The organism is Kitasatospora sp. NPDC008050 (assembly GCF_042957465.1).
Classification (GTDB): Bacteria; Actinomycetota; Actinomycetes; order Streptomycetales; family Streptomycetaceae; genus Kitasatospora.
In genome coordinates, this window is sequence record NZ_JBIBIJ010000020.1 from 15,069 (window position 1) to 34,622 (window position 19,554).

Here is a 19,554-nt window from a genome sequence, read left to right on the forward strand (position 1 = left end):
CCGGCCAGGGCCTGTCCGGCGGGTCAGACCGGCTGCTGCGCGCTCTGCCGTGCGGCCCCGGCGGCCAGCGGCTGCGGCGCCAGGTAGGCGGCGCCGCAGGCGGTCAGCCGCAGCGCGGTGTCGATCAGCGGCACGTGGCTGAAGGCCTGCGGGAAGTTGCCGACCTGCCGCTTGAGCCGCGGGTCCCACTCCTCGGCCAGCAGCCCGAGGTCGTTGCGCAGCCCGAGCAGCTTCTCGAACAGCTCGCGCGCCTCGGCCACCCGCCCGATCATCGCCAGGTCGTCGGCGAGCCAGAACGAGCAGGCCAGGAAAGCGCCTTCGTGGCCCGACAGGCCGTCGACGTTCGTCCCGGACTCGTCGTGGGTCGGGTAGCGCAGCACGAAGCCGTCCTCGGTGGACAGTTCGCGCTGGATCGCCTCGATGGTGCCGATCACCCGCTTGTCGTCCGGCGGCAGGAAGCCCACCTGGGGGATCAGCAGCAGGGAGGCGTCCAGCTCGGTGCCGCCGTAGTACTGGGTGAAGGTGTTGCGCTCGGGGTCGTAGCCCTTCTCGCAGACGTCCGCGTGGATCTCGTCGCGCAGCGCCCGCCAGCGCTCCAGCGGGCCCTCGGCCGGGGTCTGTTCGATCAGCTTGATGGTGCGGTCCACCGCGACCCAGGCCATCACCTTGGAGTGGACGAAGTGCCGGCGCGGCCCGCGCACCTCCCAGATCCCCTCGTCGGGGGCCTTCCAGTGCTCCTCCAGGTAGCTGATCAGGCGCAGTTGGAGCAGGTGGGCGTGGTCGCTGCGGGACAGTCCGGTCATCTGCGCCAGGTAGAGCGCCTCGACCACCTCGCCGTAGACGTCCAGTTGGAGCTGGTCGGCGGCGCCGTTGCCGACCCGCACCGGCTGGGAGCCCTCGTAGCCGGGCAGCCAGTCGAGCACCGACTCGTTCAACTCGCGCTGGCCGGTGATGCTGTACATGATCTGCAGGTTCTCCGGGTCGCCGGCCACCGCGCGCAGCAGCCACTCGCGCCAGGCCCGGGCCTCCTCCCGGTAGCCGGTGCGCAGCAGCGAGGAGAGGGTGATCGCGGCGTCCCGCAGCCAGGTGTAGCGGTAGTCCCAGTTGCGCTCGCCGCCGATGTCCTCGGGCAGCGAGGTGGTGGGGGCGGCGACGATGCCGCCGGTGGGGGCGTAGGTGAGCGCCTTGAGGGTGATCAGCGAGCGGACCACGGCGTCGCGGTAGGGGCCCTGGTAGGTGCACTGGGCGACCCAGCCCAGCCAGAACTCCTCGGTCAGCGCCAGCGAGCCCTCGGGGTCGGGGACCTCCGGAGGCGGCAGGTGCGAGGCCTGCCAGGTGAGCGCGAAGGCCACCCGCTCACCGGCCGTGATGGTGAAGTCGGCATAGGTGGTGAGGTTGCGCCCGTAGGTCTCGGCCTCACCGTCCAGCCAGACCGAATCGGGTCCGGCGACGGCGACGGTGCGGTGCGCCTCGCCCTGCTCGACCCGGTGCACCCAGGGGACGATCTTCCCGTAGCTGAACCGCATCCGAACGGCCGAGCGCATCCGCACCTGGCCCGAGACGCCCTCCACGATCCGGATCATCTGCGGCACCGGCTCCTGCCCGCTCAGGTGCCGCGGCGGCATGAAGTCGATCACCCGTACGCTGCCGCGCGGGGTGTCCCACTCCTGCTCCAGGATCAGCGAATCGCCCCGGTATCGGCGCCGGTCGGCCGGCACGGCGGGGGCCGAGGCACTGCTCGGCACCGCCTTGAGATCACTCGTATCGGTGAACGGAGCACGGGGTGCGGGTGCGGTCGGCACCACGCCGGCCTGGCCCTGGGGAGCGAGGGGGGCGGCCTCGGCGGGGCCGATCCGCCAGAACCCGTGTTCATCGGTGCCCAGCAGGCCGGCGAAGACGGCAGGGGAGTCGAATCGGGGCAGACAGAGCCAGTCCACGGCCCCGTCTCTGCTGACCAGGGCGGCGGTCTGCATGTCTCCGATAAGTGCGTAGTCCTCGATACGGCCGGCCACGTGCATCTCCAGTTCGCGGTAGTGCTCGGCGGTCGCCGACGGAGGCGAGAGCGGTACCTGCGGGGCCGGGGGGTGACGCGGATGCCAGGGCCAAGGGCCGCTCGGAACCGCTGGTGGCGGTGGCCGAGGAAGGGCCGCGCGGCAGTATCGGTGAACCGCGCACGGTGGGTTTCTGGACTGGCATGGCAATGAACTGGTGGTGCGGGGAGTCCGGTCGCGCATCGGGGACGGAGAGGTGTCGTCCGGACCCCTCGTCCTCGGCTTGCTCTGCTGTCGGCGATGCGTCCGTGCAGGATACGACGCCGGGGCTGGGGTCAGCACCCGGAAACGATCAGGTACCGCCGTCTGCTCAGGCGCAAGGGGTGAAAGTAGCCCGCATGGGTGAGAGGGGCCGCCGGACGGGGCATCGGGCAGTGACCATTGCGGGTCAGCCCGCCCTGGTCAGCTCGGTGGCCGGCTGCGCTGCGTCACCACCCGGTCGGGCCATCGAGCGGGCGTGGGACCGCGTGCTGTCCGGCTCGCTGATACCCTGGTATCCCGTGGACTGGTGGATAAACCGCCCCGGACCCGTTGACTGACGACCCCGTGAATCGGCCTTTCGTCGGCTCGGCGGACCGCACATCCACCGGCGTCATCCTCGACAGCGACCCACGGGAGCCCCCTCTTGGCACAGCCCCATTCCGGCAAGGCGGCTAACGGCCGCGCCGTGACGACCAAGCACCTCTTCGTCACCGGGGGTGTTGCCTCATCGCTGGGCAAGGGCCTCACGGCCTCCAGCCTCGGTGCCCTGCTCAAGGCCCGCGGCCTGCGAGTGACGATGCAGAAGCTCGACCCGTACCTGAACGTGGACCCGGGCACGATGAACCCCTTCCAGCACGGTGAGGTGTTCGTCACCGACGACGGTGCCGAGACCGACCTGGACATCGGCCACTACGAGCGCTTCCTCGACACCAACCTGCACGGCTCGGCCAACGTGACCACCGGCCAGGTCTACTCCACGGTGATCGCCAAGGAGCGTCGCGGTGAGTACCTGGGCGACACCGTCCAGGTCATCCCGCACATCACCAACGAGATCAAGTCCCGGATCCGCCGGATGGCGACCGAGGACGTCGACGTGGTGATCACCGAGGTCGGCGGCACCGTCGGCGACATCGAGTCGCTGCCGTTCCTGGAGGCCGTGCGCCAGGTGCGCCACGAGGTCGGCCGGGACAACGTCTTCTTCGTGCACGTCTCGCTGCTGCCCTACATCGGCCCCTCCGGCGAGCTGAAGACCAAGCCCACCCAGCACTCGGTGGCCGCGCTGCGCAACATCGGCATCCAGCCGGACGCCATCGTGCTGCGTGCCGACCGCGAGGTGCCGCAGGCCATCAAGCGCAAGATCTCGCTGATGTGCGACGTGGACGAGGAGGCCGTGGTCGCGGCCATCGACGCCAAGTCGATCTACGACATCCCCAAGGTGCTGCACGGCGAGGGCCTGGACGCCTACGTGGTGCGCCGCCTGGACCTGCCGTTCCGCGACGTGGACTGGACCACCTGGGACGACCTGCTGCGCCGGGTCCACGAGCCGCAGCACATCGTCAAGGTGGCGCTGGTCGGCAAGTACATCGACCTGCCCGACGCCTACCTGTCGGTCACCGAGGCGCTGCGGGCCGGCGGCTTCGCCAACAACGCCCGGGTCGAGATCAAGTGGGTCACCTCCGACGACTGCGAGACGCCCGAGGGCGCGGCCGAGCAGCTGGGTGACGTGGACGCGGTCTGCATCCCCGGCGGCTTCGGCGACCGCGGTGTGACCGGCAAGGTCGCCGCGATCACCTACGCCCGGGAGAACCGGATCCCGCTGCTCGGGCTCTGCCTGGGTCTGCAGTGCGTGGTCATCGAGGCCGCCCGCAACCTGGCCGGCCTGACCGAGGCCAACTCCACCGAGTTCGAGCCGGCCGCCAAGTACCCGGTCATCTCCACCATGGCCGAGCAGCTGGCGATCGTGGACGGCAAGGGCGACCTGGGCGGCACCATGCGCCTGGGCCTCTACCCGGCCAAGCTCGCCGAGGGCTCGATCGTGCGCGAGGTCTACGGCGGCGAGCAGTACGTGGACGAGCGCCACCGCCACCGCTACGAGGTCAACAACGCCTACCGCGCCGACCTGGAGAAGACCGGCCTGGTCTTCTCGGGCCTGTCGCCCAAGGGCGACCTGGTGGAGTACGTCGAGTACCCGCGCGAGGTGCACCCCTACCTGGTCGCCACCCAGGCGCACCCGGAGCTGAAGTCCCGTCCGACCCGTCCGCACCCGCTCTTCGCGGGCCTGGTGGCCGCGGCGATCAAGATCAAGACCGGCGCCGAGTAGGACGGCTGGTCTCTTCGGAACGGCGGTTCTTCGGAACGGCGGTTCTTCGGAACGGCGGCCTCGCGGATCACGCGGGGCCGCCGTTCGGCGTTAGATTGTGTCGTACTGACGAGAAGTGGGGAGATCGCGATGTCCGACGGGATCAGGGAGCACGGCATCAGGGAGCACGAGATCAGGGACGTGGCGGAGCACTGGGAGGTGCGGGCCACCCAGCTCCCGTTCCAGGGCAGGGTCACCGGGGTGCGCAGCGACGAGGTGCTGATGCCCGACGGCAGCTATGCCCGCCGGGACTACCAGACCCACCCGGGCTCGGTCGCGGTGCTCGCCCTGGACGACCTGCAGCGGGTGCTGCTGGTGCGCCAGTACCGCCACCCGGTGCGCCAGCGCCTGTGGGAGCTGCCGGCCGGGCTGCTCGACGTGCCGGGCGAGAACCCGCTGCACGCCGCCCAGCGCGAGCTGTACGAGGAGGCGCACTGCAAGGCGGACACCTGGCGGGTGCTGGTCGACTTCTACTCCTCGCCCGGCGGCACCGACGAGGCGCTGCGGCTCTTCCTGGCCACCGACCTGGCCGAGGCCGCGCAGGAGAGGTACCAGGCGGACGGCGAGGAGCTGGAGATCCAGACCGCCCGGGTGCCGCTGGACCGGCTGGTCGAGCTGATCCTGGCCGGCGAGCTGCACAACCCGACCCTGATCACCGGCACCCTCGCGCTGCACGCGGCGCTGACCGGCGCCGGACCGGCGGCACTGCGCCCGGCGGACGCGCCCTGGCCGGCCCGACCGTTCACCGCGGGCTGAGCCCGCAGCAGGATCCCCCTGGAGGGGGCACCGGCGGTCGGGGGTTTGACGACAGGCCCTAGTGCGGTTGGGTGATTTGCCACTTGGTCATACCGATGTCCGCTCGGCCGGGCGCTCCCGGCGAACTACGCTTCGCTGACGGGTAGCTGGGCGACCGGGTCGGGAGTGGCGCAGGTGGCGAGAAAGACGGCGACGATGGACGCACGTCCGGCCCCCGACGGGCCGGTGGCCGGCCTGCCGCCGGGCCCCGAGCCGTTCGCCGGGCGGGCGGCCGAGCTGGCCGCGCTGCGCACCGAGGCCGGGCGGCCGGCCGGTGCCTGCTGCCGGGTGCTGGTGGTCAGCGGGCGCCCCGGCTCCGGGCGCACCGCGCTGGCCCGCCGCTTCGCCCGTTCGCTGGCCGGCGGCCACCGGGTGCTGGCCGCCTCGCTGAGCGCGCCCGACGGCACTCCCGTGCCGACCGGCGCCGTCGCCCGTCGCCTGCTGGCGGCGCTCGACCACGCGATGACCGCCTCCCCGCCGCCGGACGCCGCGCCGGGCGCCGCCGAGGATCCGGCCTGTGCCGGCCTGCGGGAGGCGCTGACCGGGCGCGACACCCTGCTGCTGCTGGACGACGTGGCCGGCGCCGAGCAACTGCGCCCGCTGCTGCCCGCCGAGCCGCGCTGCCTGGTGCTGGCGGTGACCAGCGGACCGCTCAGCGCACTGGCCGAGCGCTTCCGGCTGGACCCGGTGATCCTGCGCGGCCTGGACGAGCCGGCCGCCGTCGAGCTGCTCACCAGGCTGGTGGGCGGCACCCGGATCAGCTGCGACCCGGTGGGTGCGGCCGAGCTGGCCGAGGCCTGCGCCGGGCGCCCGGCCCCCTTGCGGCTGATGGCGTACTGGCTGCGGGCCCACCCCAAGGCGGCCGTCCCCGAGGCGGCCGCGGCGCTGCGCGAGGCGGGCGAAGCGGTGGGTGGCGAGGTGCTGGCGGCCGCGTTCCTGCTGCGGTACCGGGCGCTGCCGGTGGCCCAGGGACGGCTGCTGCGGACGCTGACGCTGGCCCCGGACGGCGTGGTGGACCTGCGCACCGCCTCGGCGCTGGGCGGCTGCCCGGCCCCCGAGGCGGCCGCCGCGCTGCACGCGCTGGCCGAGGGCGAGCTGCTGGAGCAGTTGGAGGCGGCGGCCGACGGCACCGCGCGGTACCGGGTGCCGGGCCGGTTCTTCGCCCAACTGGCCGCGTTGCGGGGCGAGCTGGACCGCCCCGGCGAGGTGCAGCTGGCCCGCGCCCGGCTGCTGGAGCGGCTGGTGCGCCTGGTGGACTCGGCCCGCGCGCTGCTCGACCCCGGCCAGCTGTCACCCGACCCGCTGCCCGGGCCGCTGCGGCTGCGGACCGCCGCGCACGCCCGGCACTGGCTGCTCGGGGAGCGCGAGTCGCTGCTGAGGACGGCCGAGCTGGCGATCGGGCAGGGCGATCTGGACGGCTCGGCGGCCCGGCTGACCAGCGCGCTGCTGCGGGCGCTGCCACTGGCCGGTCCGCTCACGCCGGCCGACGCGGTGCGGCTGCACCAACTGGTGCTGACCTGGGCCGAGCGGCAGGGGGCGGGGCGCCGGGCGGCGGCCGCGCTGCTCAACCTGGCCGAACTGCGGGCCGCGGCCGGGCAGTGGGCCGCGGCCGGTGAGCACTACCGGGCCGCGCTGGCGCACAGCAGGGAGCCGCTGGACGAGTCCGTCGCGGCCCGCGCGCTGGAGGGGGTGGGCGAGTGCCACCGGGCGCTGGGCGACGCGGTGCGGGCGGCCGACAGCTACGGCCGGGCGCTGGCGCTGCGGCGCGGCCTGGACGAGCCGGCCGCCCAGGCCCGGCTGCTGGCCCGGATCGGCGAGGCGCACGCCGCCCAGCGCCGTTTCGAGGAGGCCACGCGCGAGTACCGGGCGGCGCTGGGGCTGCTGCGCCGGCTCGGTGACGAGCGCGGCTCGGCGGTGGTGACGGCCGCGTTGGCGGCGCTGGCGCGGCGTTCCGGGGCGGACCGGACCCCTTAGAGGGTCCGGCAGTCCCTGGGCCGGACTCCCTGGGCCGGCGGATCCGCCGATCGGCGGCCGCCGGTCTTGCGGCCGGGCCCGGGCGAGATGGGAAGGTTTGTCGGTTCTCAGCCGTTTTGCCAGGAAAACTCCATGGCATGCCTACGAATCTGCCAACGTGTCCAGCGTATTTAGTCACTTTGGAAGGCTGGCGGATCTGCTGGGCTTCATTACACTCGACATTGTCGCGCAGTGCAGCGTGTCCCGGCCATGCCGGAGGCCTGCCCGCGCGGGCACCCGCCGGTCTTCCCCCGGTTGGGACTCCCATGGCAAGAGGGACGTGTTTAACCGTGACCAAGGTCGGCATCCCCCGCGAGGTCAAGAACCACGAGTACCGCGTGGCCATCACGCCGGCCGGCGTGCATGAGCTGGTCCGCAACGGCCACGAGGTCTTCATCGAGGACGGCGCCGGCGTCGGCTCCTCGATCCCCAACGAGGAGTACGTGGCCGCCGGTGCCACCATCCTCGGCACCGCCGACGAGGTGTGGGCCACCGCCGACCTGCTGCTGAAGGTCAAGGAGCCGATCGCTCAGGAGTACCACCGCCTGCGCAAGGGCCAGACGCTCTTCACCTACCTGCACCTGGCGGCCGACCGGGCCGGTACCGACGCGCTGGTCGCCTCCGGCACCACCGCGATCGCCTACGAGACCGTGCAGCTGGCCAACGGCGCGCTGCCGCTGCTCGCCCCGATGTCCGAGGTCGCGGGCCGGCTGGCCCCGCAGGTCGGCTCGTACCACCTGATGCGTCCGACCGGCGGCCGCGGCGTGCTGCCCGGTGGCGTGCCCGGCACCCACCCGGCCAAGTGCGTCGTCATCGGCGGCGGCGTCTCCGGCTGGCACGCGGCCACCATCGCGATCGGCATGGGTTACGACGTGACCCTGCTGGACCGCGACATCAACAAGCTGCGCGAGGCCGACCGGATCTTCGGCAACAAGATCAAGGCGATCGCCTCCAACTCCTTCGAGCTGGAGAAGGCCGTCATCGAGGCCGACCTGGTCATCGGCGCGGTGCTGATCCCCGGCGCCAAGGCCCCCAAGCTGGTCACCAACGAGCTGGTCTCCCGGATGAAGCCGGGCTCGGTCCTCGTCGACATCGCGATCGACCAGGGCGGCTGCTTCGAGGACTCCCGTGCCACCACGCACGCCGAGCCGACCTTCGAGGTCCACAACTCGGTCTTCTACTGCGTGGCCAACATGCCGGGCGCCGTCCCGAACACCTCCACCTACGCGCTGACCAACGCCACCCTGCCCTACATCGTGGAGCTGGCCAACCGGGGCTGGAAGGAGGCGCTGCGCCGTGACGCCGCGCTGGCCAAGGGCCTGAACGTGCACGAAGGACAGATCACCTACGGTGCCGTCGCCGAGGCGTTCGGCCTGCCCTCCATCTCCCTGGACAGCGTGCTCGCCTGACGCATCGCCAGGCCGGCCTGACGCCCCGCCAGGCCCAACGCCGAGCGCTGTGGCGACCGCCGCGCGGTCGCCCGTCAGACCCCCGAAGGCCCCTGGTCGGCAGCAGCCGACCGGGGGCTTCGGCATGCGTCAACGCGCCGAGGGTCGCCTCACCCGCCCCTTGACAGAACCCGGTCGGGCAGCCGACACATCGGGCCCACTACCGTGGATTGTGTTGCTGCGAACGCCCGAAACGGCCTAGAGTCGCAAACCGTCGGCATGGTGTCAGGCTGACGAATCGACATAATGCCCTGGATGCCCAAGGAGGTAAGACGACTTGTGAATGAGTCGACATTTGCTCCCGGGGGTGGTCAGCCAGGACTGGCGGAGCGCGTCTCCGGACAGCCGACCGACGACACCGGGGCCGCATATTCCACCGTCGGGGCCAGCGAGATCGGCACGGTCGCCGTGCGGACCTTCGAGGCCCGGCAGGCCGCTGCGCACAGCGCCGGCCCCGATGTCTACGAGGCCGACCTGGGCTCCGCGCAGGGGCTGGGCTACAACGAGTTCGCCTACGGTTCCTACGACGACCCGGACGCCGAGTACGAGCCGGACCCGGAGTACGCCGCCACGCTGGCCCCCGACGCGGCCCGCCAGCGCCGTGAGCGGATCGGCCCCACCGGCCGCCCGCTGCCGTACTTCCCGATCCCCGCGCCGCTGGCCGAGCACGGCCCCGCGCAGATCATCGCGATGTGCAACCAGAAGGGCGGCGTCGGCAAGACCACCTCCACCATCAACCTGGGCGCCGCGCTGGCCGAGTACGGCCGCCGGGTGCTGCTGGTCGACTTCGACCCGCAGGGCGCGCTCTCGGTGGGCCTGGGGGTCAACCCGATGGAGCTGGACGTCACGGTCTACAACCTGCTCATGGAGCGGGGCCTGACGGCCGACGAGGTGCTGCTGAAGACCGCCGTGCCGGGCATGGACCTGCTGCCCTCCAACATCGACCTGTCGGCCGCCGAGGTGCAGCTGGTCAGCGAGGTAGCCCGGGAGTCGGCGCTGGCGCGCGCGCTCAAGCCGCTGCTGCCCGACTACGACTTCGTGATCATCGACTGCCAGCCCTCACTGGGCCTGCTGACGGTCAACGCGCTCACCGCGGCGCACAGCGTCATCGTGCCGCTGGAGTGCGAGTTCTTCGCGCTGCGCGGGGTCGCGCTGCTGACCGAGACGATCGAGAAGGTCTGCGAGCGGCTCAACCCGGAGCTGCGCCTGGACGGCATCCTGGCCACCATGTACGACTCGCGCACCGTGCACAGCCGCGAGGTGCTGGCCCGCGTGGTCGAGGCCTTCGGCGACCACGTGTTCCACACCGTGATCGGGCGCACCGTCCGGTTCCCCGAGACCACGGTGGCCGGCGAACCGATCACCACGTATGCGACCAACTCGGTAGGCGCCGCCGCCTACCGGCAGCTTGCCAGGGAGGTGCTCGACCGGTGCCGCCCCGTCGAGTGAGCCTCCCGGGGGCCGACGAGCTGTTCCGCACCACCGGGGGGATGGCGCTCTCGCCCTCCCTGGCCAGTCGCCCGGCCGCCGACCCGGCGGACGGCGGCAGCGGTGCGCAGCAGCCCGACGCCGCTTCGGCTGACGCTCCCTCGGCGGACCCCGGGACGGGCGCCGCCGGCGCGACCGTCCAGCGCCCCCGTATCGAGCGGGTGCCCGGTATCACCGGTGCCCCCGCCGGCGCCCCGGTCAGGGCCCCGCAGGGCGGCGTGCCAGGGCCGGCCGGCTCCGAGGAGCAGCAGACCGGTGACGGCGCGGCCAGGCGCCGCCCGCGCGGGCGCGCGCCCCGGCGCCCCAGCGGGCGCGAGCGGCACGACGAGAAGATCACCGTGTACGTCTCCGCCGAGGAACTGATGGACCTGGAGCACGCGCGCCTGGTGCTGCGCGGCGAGCACGGCCTCGCGGTGGACCGCGGCCGGGTCGTGCGGGAGGCCATCGCGGTCGTCCTGGCCGATCTGGAGCAACGGGGTGAGGCCAGCATCCTGGTCCGGCGGTTGCGCGGCCGCTGAGCGCGACCGGCGTGTGAGGATGGGCCGCGATGTCCAGCACCCGCACGGATCCCGCAGCAGCCCCGGTCGAAGCCCCCGCCGCCACCGTCCCTGACGTCGGTGCCGGCGTCGGTGGTGCCGCCGACCCGGCGCGCGGTGCGTTCCAGGTGCGGCTGGCCAACTTCGAGGGCCCCTTCGACCTGCTGCTCGGCCTGATCGCCAAGCACAAGATGGACGTCACCGAGGTCGCCCTCGCGCAGGTCACCGACGAGTTCATGGCCTACCTGCGGGCGATGGGCCCGGACTGGGACCTGGACGCGACCACCGAGTTCCTGGTGGTCGCGGCGACCCTGCTCGACCTCAAGGCGGCCCGGCTGCTGCCCGTCGCCGAGGTCGAGGACGAGGCGGACCTCGCGCTCCTCGAAGCCCGTGACCTGCTCTTCGCCCGCCTGCTGCAGTACCGCGCGTACAAGCGGGTGGCCGACGTCTTCGAACGGCGCTGGGCCGAGGAGCAGCGGCTGCGTCCGCGCGCGGTGGGCCTGGAGCCGCAGCACGCCGAGCTGCTGCCGGAGGTGGTGATCCACGTCGGCCTGGAGCGGTTCGCGCAGCTGGCCGTGAAGGCGATGGCGCCCAGGCCCGAGCCGGCTGTCTACGTGGACCACATCCACGCCCCCGCGGTCAGCGTCCGTGAGCAGGCCGCGCTGGTGACGGCGTACCTCACCCAGCACGGCTCGGCCGGCTTCGCGGCCCTGGTGGCCGACGCCGCCGGGGACACCCTGGTGGTGGTGGCCCGGTTCCTGGCCCTGCTGGAGCTCTACCGCGAGCGGGCGCTGGCCTTCGAGCAGCCCGAACCGCTGGGGGAGCTGACGGTCCGTTGGGTGGCCGACCCGCAGCGGACGGTGATCGAGGTGACGGACGAGTTCGACGGCGGCGCCGACGAGGCGCCGGGGCGAGGAGAGGGAGCCGGGGATGAGCGGGACCGCTGAGGAGCACGGTGCGGCCGGTCCGGGCGGCCGGCCCGCGCGCCGCGCGCTCGGGCTGCCGGGCCAGGCACGCGAGGGCGAGTGGCAGGAGTCGGCCTACCCCGGCCTGCTGGACGACGGCGCGGCGGGCGACGGCGAGCCGGCCGACCGGCCGGTGGACGACGGCCCGCCGGCCGCCGGGCCGGCGGGCGTAGGCGGGGAGGAGTGGGCGGAGCCGGCCGCCGAGCCGCTCCCGGTGCCGCCGCAGGCCGCCCCCGAGGCCTCTGGCGTCCCCGAGGTCTTTGGCGCCCCCGAGGTCTTTGACACCGCCGAGGCGGTGCCGGCCGAGCCGGAGGTCGGGCTGCGGCCCGCGCTGGAGGCGGTGCTGATGCTCGCCGACGAGCCGGTCACCGAGACGCGCCTGGCGCAGGTGGTGCGGCGTCCACGCCCCGAGGTGGCCGACATGCTGCGCGAGCTGGCGGCGGAGTACCTTGCGCAGGGGCGGGGCTTCGAGCTGCGACTGGTGGCCGGCGGGTGGCGGTACTACAGCGCGGCGGCCTGCGCGCCGGTGGTCGAGCGCTACGTGTTGGACGGTCAGCAGGCCCGGCTGACCCAGGCCGCCCTGGAGACTCTGGCGGTGGTCGCCTACCGGCAACCGGTGTCCAGATCCCGGGTCTCCGCGGTACGTGGTGTGAACTGTGACGGTGTGATGCGTACCCTGGTACAGCGAGGACTGGTGGAAGAGACCGGATCCGAGCCCGAAACAGGTGCGATCCTGTATCGGACGACGAACTACTTCCTGGAACGGATGGGGCTGCGCGGCTTGGACGAGCTGCCGGAGCTCGCGCCCTTCCTGCCCGAGGTCGACGACGTGGAAGCGGAGTCCCTCGAAGGCACGGTGATCGCGGACGCGGTGGCCGCTGCGAGCGCACGGGAAGCGCAGTGAGGTCGGCCGGCACGACCCGCACTTTCCGATGGAATCGACGTACGGACATTTGATGCGTAGCAGTGGCAGCGGTAACGGCAGGAACAGTAGCGGCGGCGGCAGCCGGGGCGGACAGCGTGGCGGCGGGTCGTACGGCGGCAGCGGTGGCGGCTCCGGCTCCAGCCGTGGCGGCGGTTCGTACGGTGGCGGCAGTGGTGGTGGTTCCAGCCGCGGTGGCGGTTCGTACGGCGGCAGCGGTGGCGGCTCCGGCTCCAGCCGCGGTGGCGGTTCGTACGGCGGCGGCAGTGGCGGCTCCGGCTCCAGCCGCGGTGGTGGCTCGTACGGTGGCGGCAGCGGCGGTTCCAGCCGCGGCGGTGGCTCGTACGGCGGCGGCAGTGGTGGTTCCAGCCGCGGTGGCGGTTCGTACGGCGGTGGCGGCGGCGCCGGCCGCGGGCGCAGTGGCGGCGGGAACACCGGTGGCGGTCGGGACGATCGCCGCGACGACCGTCGGCAGTACCCCGACCGTCCGCTGCGCCCCGAGGAGCGCCGCTACGACCGTCCCGAGTACGGCGGCGGCCCCAACGCCACCCCGGCCCGCGGCAGCTTCGCCGGCCGGCGTCCCAGCCCCGCGCCGCGCCCGCGCCGCGACGGCCAGGGCGCCCCTGGCGACCCGCGCCGCCAGCCGCCGCAGCGCTCGCGCGAGCTGCAGGCCAAGATCGAGGACGCGGTGCTGCGCCGCCACGACGGTCCCGGCGCCAAGGCGGCCAGCGAGGAGGGCGAGCGCCTGCAGAAGGTGCTGGCCCGGGCCGGCGTCGGCAGCCGCCGGGCCTGCGAGGAGCTGATCGAGCAGGGCCGGGTCGAGGTCAACGGCGCGCCGGTCACCGAGCAGGGCAAGCGGGTCGACCCCGAGAACGACGAGATCAAGGTGGACGGCCTGACCGTCGCCACCCAGTCGTACCTGTTCTTCGCGCTGAACAAGCCGGCCGGCGTCGTCTCCACCATGGAGGACCCGGACGGCCGTCAGTGCCTGGGCGACTACGTGACCAACCGGGAGACCCGGCTGTTCCACGTGGGCCGGCTGGACACCGAGACCGAGGGCATCATCCTGCTCACCAACCACGGCGAGCTGGCCCACCGGCTGACCCACCCGCGCTACGGCGTGACCAAGACCTACCTGGCCGCGATCCAGGGCCCGATCCCGCGTGACCTGGGCAAGCAGCTGGCCCAGGGCATCGAGCTGGAGGACGGCTTCGCCCGCGCCGACAGCTTCAAGGTCGTCTCCAACGTCGGCAAGAACTACCTCGTCGAGGTCACCCTGCACGAGGGCCGCAAGCACATCGTGCGCCGGATGCTCGCCGAGGCGGGCTTCCCGGTGGAGAAGCTGGTCCGCACCCACTTCGGCCCGATCGCGCTCGGCGACCAGAAGTCGGGCTGGCTGCGCCGGCTGACCAACCCCGAGGTCGGTCAGCTGATGCGCGAGGTCGGTCTCTGACCGGACCCCGCCAGCCGTCCAGGGGCCGCGCATCCGCCGGGTGCGCGGCCCCTGCCGTGCCCGCCGGATTCCGGGTCGAATTTGCGCAGGTCGGTCGGGACAGGGTTGTCACGGGGATCGTCCGTGGCCGAAGATGGCCACGAAAACATCACTCGACTATTGGCGTGAAGCCGCCATGTGTGGGGAGGGGACGTCATGCTTGACGCTTTCAGCGCGCTCGGGCTCTCCGAGGCCGACGGCCTGGTCTACGCCGCACTGGTGGCCGCCCCGCAGTCCACCGCCGCCGAACTCGCCGCCCGCTGCGGCCTGACCGCCCAGCAGAGCGGCAAGGCGCTCAGCAGGCTGGCCCAGCACGGCATGGCCACCCGGGCGCCGGTCGAGCGGGACCGCTACCTGGCCGTGGCACCCGATGTCGCCATCGGCACCCTGATCGGCCACCGCGAGGCCGAACTGCGCAGCGCGCGGGCCGAGATGCACCGGCTGATGGACGCCTTCCGCGAGGCGTCGCGGTTCACCGACCCGGCCCGTTCGGTCGAGGTGCTCACCGGCGGCGAGGCGATCGCCCAGCGCCTGGCGCACCTGCAGGACACCAGCCTGCAGCAGGTGCGCGGCTTCGACTGCCCGCCCTATGTGCAGGACCCGGTGGCCAACCTGACCCGCCAGCGCACCCGGCTCAAGGCGGGGGTGCGTTACCGCACCGTCTACGACCGCGAGGCGGTGGCCTGGCCCGGCCGGCTGGAGAACGAGATCCTGATCGGTGTCCAGGACGGGGAGGAGGCCCGGGTGCGCAGCACCCTGCCGATGAAGATGATCGTCTCCGACGTCCGGATGGCGATCATCCCGATCAGCATCGGGGACAGCGTGCTCGACGCGGCCTATGTGATCCACCCCTCCGCGCTGCTCCAGGCGCTGGACGGGCTCTTCGAGGCGGAGTGGGACCGGGCGGTGCCGCTGCAGGCCGCGCTCGGCACCGAGCCGGGGCCGGGCGAGCCGGAGTCGGACCAGCGCAAGCTGCTCGGCCTGCTCGCGGCGGGCCTGACCGACGAGTCGATCGCCCGCTCGCTGGGCTGGAGCGCGCGCACCACCCAGCGCCGGTTGCAGGGGCTGATGCGCGAGCTGGGCGCGACCACCCGGTTCCAGGCCGGCATGGCGGCCCGCGAGCGCGGCTGGCTGTAGCCGGCCGGTCGGGGCCCCGGTCGGGGGCCGGGGCCGGCTGCGCCGGTCAGCTCCAGGCTTCGAAGCGGGCCCAGCGCCCGTCCACGCCGCGCTCCAGCTTGGCCAGGCCCTTGACGGCGCTGCGGTTGAGCCGCCCGTAGATGTGCGGGAAGAGCACGTCGGGCGCCACCCCCGGCGGACGGGTGCCGGTCGGCGCCTCCCACCGGAGCATCGGCTCCACCTCCTCCGGGTCGATCAGCAGTGCCATCAGGGGATCCGGAGCCGTGGCGAAGAACAGGTTGGCCACGGCCAGGGTGGTCGGCTCGTCCGGCGAGCAGTGGATGAAGCCGTCCGTCAGCAGTGAGCCGGCGCTGTACGGCCGGCCGGGATCGCGGAGCCAGTCGTCCAGCGGTGCGAGGTGCAGGATCATAGGTCTTTTGTACCTGACGGCTACGCCGTCAGCCCCGCGACCTTGGCCGAAGCCAGCACCTCGTACACCAGGGTGACGGTCCGTCGGCCACCGGGCGGCAGTGGCAGCTCCCAGCGGACCACTCCCTCGGCGTCCACCTGCGCCGGGGCCGGGTCGCAGTCCTGCGCGCGCAGCCGCACCTCGACCGCCGAGACCTCGGAGACCGGGATCCGCTCGCGCAGCGTGAGGGACCGCTCGCCCTGCTCGCCGGGTGCGGAGAGCCGGGAGACGTGCACCCGCACCGTGCGGGTCAGCACGCTGCGCTGGCCCAGGCCCGGCAGGCCCGCGCTGCTGCGGCTCTCCTCGACCTCGCGGAACAGCCGGTAGTCGTCCGCGCCCGGGAAGGCCAGCTCGGCCACCGCCCCGACGGCGGTGAACCGTAGCTCGCCGCGGCCGATGTAGCCGCTGTCGCGGACCAGCTCGACCGGACCGGCCAGCAGAGGGTGCCCGGCCCGGTTGCCGAACCGCACCACCTCGCTGGTCAGCGCGGTCAGCTCGGGCGCCGCGGTCAGCTCGGTGGTGGCCGGCGTGCTGAAGCCCCCCAGCGGGATCCGGTGCGCGCGGCCGTCGCCGGGCAGGTTCGCCGGGGCCGGGGCGGTCAGCACCCGCACCTCGCCGCCGTCGTCCACCCCGGGCAGGTCGTCCGCGGCGGGGCCCGGCGCCGTGCCGTCCGGGCCGAGCGTGCTGATCTCCTCCTCGCGCAGCTCGACCTCCACGGTGCGCCGCTCCGCAGTGCTCAGCTCCCGCAGCGTCAGCCGGTCCTCGACCAGCAGCGGCGGCTCGGCGGCCAGCGCGGAGCGGGCGGTGGAGAGGGTCAGCCGTACCCCGGACCAGTCCTCGCCGGTGGCCTGCCAGAGCACCGCATCCGACTCCAGCCGCAGCTCCTTGCCGGCCAGGACGGCCCGGTAGGCGGGCCGCCACAGCGCACAGGGCGTCAGATGGCGCACCGTCAGGGTGGCGGTGGCGGGGCGCTCGGCCAGCACGGTGAGCTCCAGGTAGGCGGTCAGCTCCCGGGGCTGCGACTCGGCGTCGGCCAGGGCCTGCCGCGCGGCCTGCTCCTGCTCCGCCAGCTCGGCCAGCTCCGCGTTCAGCGCGCGCAGCCGCTCGCCGTGGGTGTCCTCCTCACCGGCCACCCGGTCCAGCTCCCGCGACCAGCGCGCCGGTTCGGCCTCGCCCAGGCCGGTGGCCTCGGCGATCTCGCGCAGCAGGTCGGCGCCCAGCTGGTCGAGCAGCGCCAGGCGGGCGGTCAGCCGGTCCCGGCGCTGGGCGCCGGTGCGCAGCGCCGACTCCAGCTCGTGCAGGCGGTGGCGCAGCGCGGAGTCCTCGGCGCCGGGCGGGCCGACCTCGCGCGGGGTCCAGCTGCGGGTCAGCCGGGCGTCCAGCACCCGGGCGGTGCCGTCGTCGGCGGCCAGCTCGGTGCGCAGGCTGTGGTCGACGGCCAGCGGGCTGACCGGGCCCAGGCGCAGCCGCTGCCGGCCCGCGGCGAGGGTGAGGGTGGCGGTGCGCTCGACGTGGGCGCGGTCCTCCAGGCAGGTGACGGCGGTGACGGGGAGCGGGGTGCTCCGGACATCGGGCGTGGGCATCGGGTCAGCTCCTTCGGTTGCCGCCGGCCAGGGCCTTGCCGGCCGGAATGCGGATCTCGTAGCCGGCGCTGAGCGCGACCCGGCCGCCGGGCGGCAGGCCGACCTGCCAGAGCCGGGTGCCAGGCGGATGGATTTGGGAGGGCGTGGCCGGTGCGGACCACGGCGGGGTGCCGGGGCGCTCCTCGATCCTGATCTCCTTCTCACCGGTCACCGGGATCCGCTCGCGGACCTCGACGGTCACCGGGTGGGCCAGCCGGTTGGCCAGCTCCAGGTGGATCTGCTCGGTCAGCACCGTGGTGGAGCCGCGCAGGCCCGCCGTGGACTCCTGCGACTCGGTCCGCCGGGTGACCCGCACGCTCTCCGCCACGCCCAGGCCGATCCGGCGGGTGGCGCCCGGGGCGAGCGTGGGCAGTGCGGTGGTCAGCAGGAAAGCGTCGTCGACGGTGACCTCCAGCGGGCCGGCCAGCAGCGCGCGGTCGCCGGTGTTGGCGAGCAGCACGGTGGCGTAGACGGTCGGGTCGACGGCCGGCACGCAGACGTACTCGGGGCGCAGCGTCACCGGGAGCACGCCGAGGCCGACGGTGTGCCACCCGCCGTCGGAGGGCACGTCGGTGCGGGCCTCGGCGTCGTAGCGCTGATCGAAGGAGCCGGCCGAGATCCGCGGCGGGACGGTGTGCGGGGGCAGCGCGGGCGCGAGCGAGTGGTCCGCGGCAGCGCGGTGCCGGGCGCCGGGGCGCAGGCTCCCGCGGCGGCCGATCGGGGCGGTGGGACCGGCCAGCGTGAGGCCGGCGTAGTCGAGCAGGTCGGGGGCCGGGTGCGGGGGCTGCGGGGGCACGGCGGCGTCGGGCACCGGGGCACCGGACGGGCTCGGCGGCGGGCCGTCGAACGAGGCCACCTTGGCGTGCATGAGGTGGGGCGCCGCACCGCCGGGAGCGGGACCGGAGGGGGCAGGACCGGAGGAGAGGGGACCGGACGGGACGGGACCGCCAAGGGCGGACGGTGCGGGCGGGGGCGGGGGAGCGGCCGGCGCGGCGCCGTAGGACCTGGGGCCGGCGGCGCGCCGCCTGAGCTGCTCGGCCTGGGGCAGCCCGGCCGGCGCGGCGGCCAGGGGGACGGGCTGCGGGCGCGGGGCGGGCGCGGGCGGGCGAGGCACGCTGTCGTAGTCCGCGAAGAGGCCGCCCAGACCGCTCGGCGGCTCCCGCCAGCCGGTGGGCGCGGGGGCGGGCCGGCGCCGCCCGATCCGGATCGAGCGCAGGTCGGGCAGTCCGGCCGGGCGGTGCAGGTCGGCGGTGGAGAAGGCGATCCGGACGTCGCTCCAGTCCTCGCCGGTGCGCTGGGCCACGGCGGCGCGCAGCAGCACGGTGCCGGACGCGCCGTCCTGCTGCTGGTTCAGCTGGTAGGTCGGCACCCAGCGGGCGTCCGGGACCCGGTACTCCAGCGCGACGGTGATCGGCGCGGCGGGCAGCGGCCGGGCGTCCTCGTCCGGGGTGAGGGTGAGCAGCACCACCGTGCTGGTCCCGACCGGGGTGGCGGGTTCGGCGGTGGAGGCGCGGGCCAGGCGGGCGGCGAGCAGTTCGCGCTCGCGGGTGGCCTGCCGCACCTGCTCGTCGAGCGACTCGGCCTCGGCATGGAGCACGGTCAGCCGCTCGTCGACGAAGTCGGCGAGGGCGAGCAGCGCCTCGGCGGGGGCGCGGCGCAGTGGCTCGGCGGCCTGGCACGGGGTGGTGGGGTGCTGCGGGTCGGCCGGGTACGAGGGATCGGCCGGGTACGGCGGGTCGGCCGGGCGCCGGCGCGGGGGCGCGGCGCGCAGCTCCGCGGTCCGGGCGATCCGGGCGGCCAGCCGCTGGCCGCGCGACCACAGGGCGGCCTCGGTCTGCTCGGCCTCCGTCAGCCTGGTTCGCAGCTCGGGCAGTTGCTCGGGCTCGGTCAGCCGGGCCTCGGCCTCCTGGCGGACCTCGGTGATCCGCCAGCCGGCCGGGCCCTCGGGCAGGGCGGCGCGCAGCGAGTCCGGGAGCAGGGAGGAGGGCAGGCCGGTCAGGCGCAGCCGGCGCGGGGCGGGCGCGGTGCCGTCGGTGCCGCTCAAGGTGGTGTCGCCCGAGGTGGTGTCGCCCGAGGTGGTGTTGCCCGAGGCGGCGTTGCTCGGGGCGGTGTCGCCCGAGGCGGCGTTGCCCGAGGCGGTGTCCGGTGGGAGGGTGCCGTGCGCCAGGCGTCGGCAGACGGCGCCCGCGGCATGGACCACCACGGTGTCCAGGACGGTGGGCCAGGCCGGTGGTGAGGTGGTGTCTGTTCGCTCGTCGGTCATGCCGTTCTCCCCTTTTGCACCGCTGCGACGCCG

Annotated in this window: 14 protein-coding genes; 10 read left to right on the top strand and 4 right to left on the bottom strand. The window is 74.0% G+C overall.

Annotated features, from left to right (window positions below; all coding sequences use genetic code 11):
• Positions 1 to 23: 23 nt before the first annotated feature.
• Positions 24 to 2,012, bottom strand: a complete 1,989-nt coding sequence (locus ACFZB9_RS30425) for a glycoside hydrolase family 15 protein (protein WP_391452485.1) — start codon at positions 2,010 to 2,012, stop codon at positions 24 to 26.
• Between the two features lie 706 nt (positions 2,013 to 2,718).
• Between ACFZB9_RS30425 and ACFZB9_RS30430 the strand changes: the two genes are divergently transcribed.
• From ACFZB9_RS30430 to ACFZB9_RS30475, 10 genes are all read left to right on the top strand, one after another.
• Complete coding sequence (locus ACFZB9_RS30430) at positions 2,719 to 4,353, top strand: CTP synthase (RefSeq protein WP_391452487.1); 1,635 nt, start codon at positions 2,719 to 2,721, stop codon at positions 4,351 to 4,353.
• 129 nt (positions 4,354 to 4,482) lie between these two features.
• Entirely contained in the window at positions 4,483 to 5,148 is a 666-nt protein-coding gene (locus tag ACFZB9_RS30435; RefSeq protein ID WP_391452489.1) for an NUDIX domain-containing protein, read from the top strand.
• Between the two features lie 195 nt (positions 5,149 to 5,343).
• Positions 5,344 to 7,161 (top strand): AAA family ATPase, encoded by a 1,818-nt coding sequence (locus tag ACFZB9_RS30440; RefSeq protein WP_391452491.1) that lies wholly within the window; start codon positions 5,344 to 5,346, stop codon positions 7,159 to 7,161.
• Positions 7,162 to 7,490: 329 nt separating this feature from the next.
• On the top strand, positions 7,491 to 8,609 hold the full coding sequence (gene ald / locus ACFZB9_RS30445) for an alanine dehydrogenase (protein ID WP_391452493.1): 1,119 nt from the start codon (positions 7,491 to 7,493) through the stop codon (positions 8,607 to 8,609).
• Between the two features lie 432 nt (positions 8,610 to 9,041).
• Positions 9,042 to 10,097, top strand: coding sequence for a ParA family protein (locus tag ACFZB9_RS30450; RefSeq protein WP_391452664.1), 1,056 nt, complete (start codon positions 9,042 to 9,044; stop codon positions 10,095 to 10,097).
• A gap of 41 nt (positions 10,098 to 10,138) precedes the next feature.
• The gene (locus tag ACFZB9_RS30455; RefSeq protein WP_391452665.1) at positions 10,139 to 10,654 is read left to right on the top strand and encodes a hypothetical protein; all 516 of its coding nucleotides are present in this window, start codon (positions 10,139 to 10,141) and stop codon (positions 10,652 to 10,654) included.
• Between the two features lie 29 nt (positions 10,655 to 10,683).
• On the top strand, positions 10,684 to 11,619 hold the full coding sequence (locus tag ACFZB9_RS30460; protein WP_391452495.1) for a segregation and condensation protein A: 936 nt from the start codon (positions 10,684 to 10,686) through the stop codon (positions 11,617 to 11,619).
• Positions 11,620 to 11,932: 313 nt separating this feature from the next.
• On the top strand, positions 11,933 to 12,541 hold the full coding sequence (gene scpB / locus ACFZB9_RS30465) for an SMC-Scp complex subunit ScpB (RefSeq protein ID WP_391452666.1): 609 nt from the start codon (positions 11,933 to 11,935) through the stop codon (positions 12,539 to 12,541).
• 52 nt (positions 12,542 to 12,593) lie between these two features.
• A complete protein-coding gene (locus tag ACFZB9_RS30470; protein WP_391452497.1) occupies positions 12,594 to 14,012 on the top strand; it encodes a pseudouridine synthase in 1,419 nt (472 codons plus the stop codon).
• A gap of 195 nt (positions 14,013 to 14,207) precedes the next feature.
• Entirely contained in the window at positions 14,208 to 15,188 is a 981-nt protein-coding gene (locus ACFZB9_RS30475; RefSeq protein ID WP_391452499.1) for a helix-turn-helix domain-containing protein, read from the top strand.
• Between the two features lie 46 nt (positions 15,189 to 15,234).
• Here the strand turns inward: ACFZB9_RS30475 and ACFZB9_RS30480 are convergent, their stop codons facing one another.
• From ACFZB9_RS30480 to ACFZB9_RS30490, 3 genes are read right to left on the bottom strand one after another with little or no spacing between them, the layout of a single operon-like run.
• Positions 15,235 to 15,597: a DUF952 domain-containing protein gene (locus tag ACFZB9_RS30480; protein WP_391452501.1), complete on the bottom strand. Its 363-nt coding sequence runs from the start codon at positions 15,595 to 15,597 to the stop codon at positions 15,235 to 15,237.
• Between the two features lie 20 nt (positions 15,598 to 15,617).
• A complete protein-coding gene (locus tag ACFZB9_RS30485) occupies positions 15,618 to 17,219 on the bottom strand; it encodes a mucoidy inhibitor MuiA family protein (protein ID WP_391452503.1) in 1,602 nt (533 codons plus the stop codon).
• A gap of 4 nt (positions 17,220 to 17,223) precedes the next feature.
• Positions 17,224 to 19,521 carry a DUF4139 domain-containing protein gene (locus ACFZB9_RS30490; protein WP_391452505.1) on the bottom strand — a complete coding sequence of 766 codons (2,298 nt, stop codon included), beginning with the start codon at positions 19,519 to 19,521 and terminating at the stop codon, positions 17,224 to 17,226.
• Positions 19,522 to 19,554 lie beyond the last annotated feature (33 nt).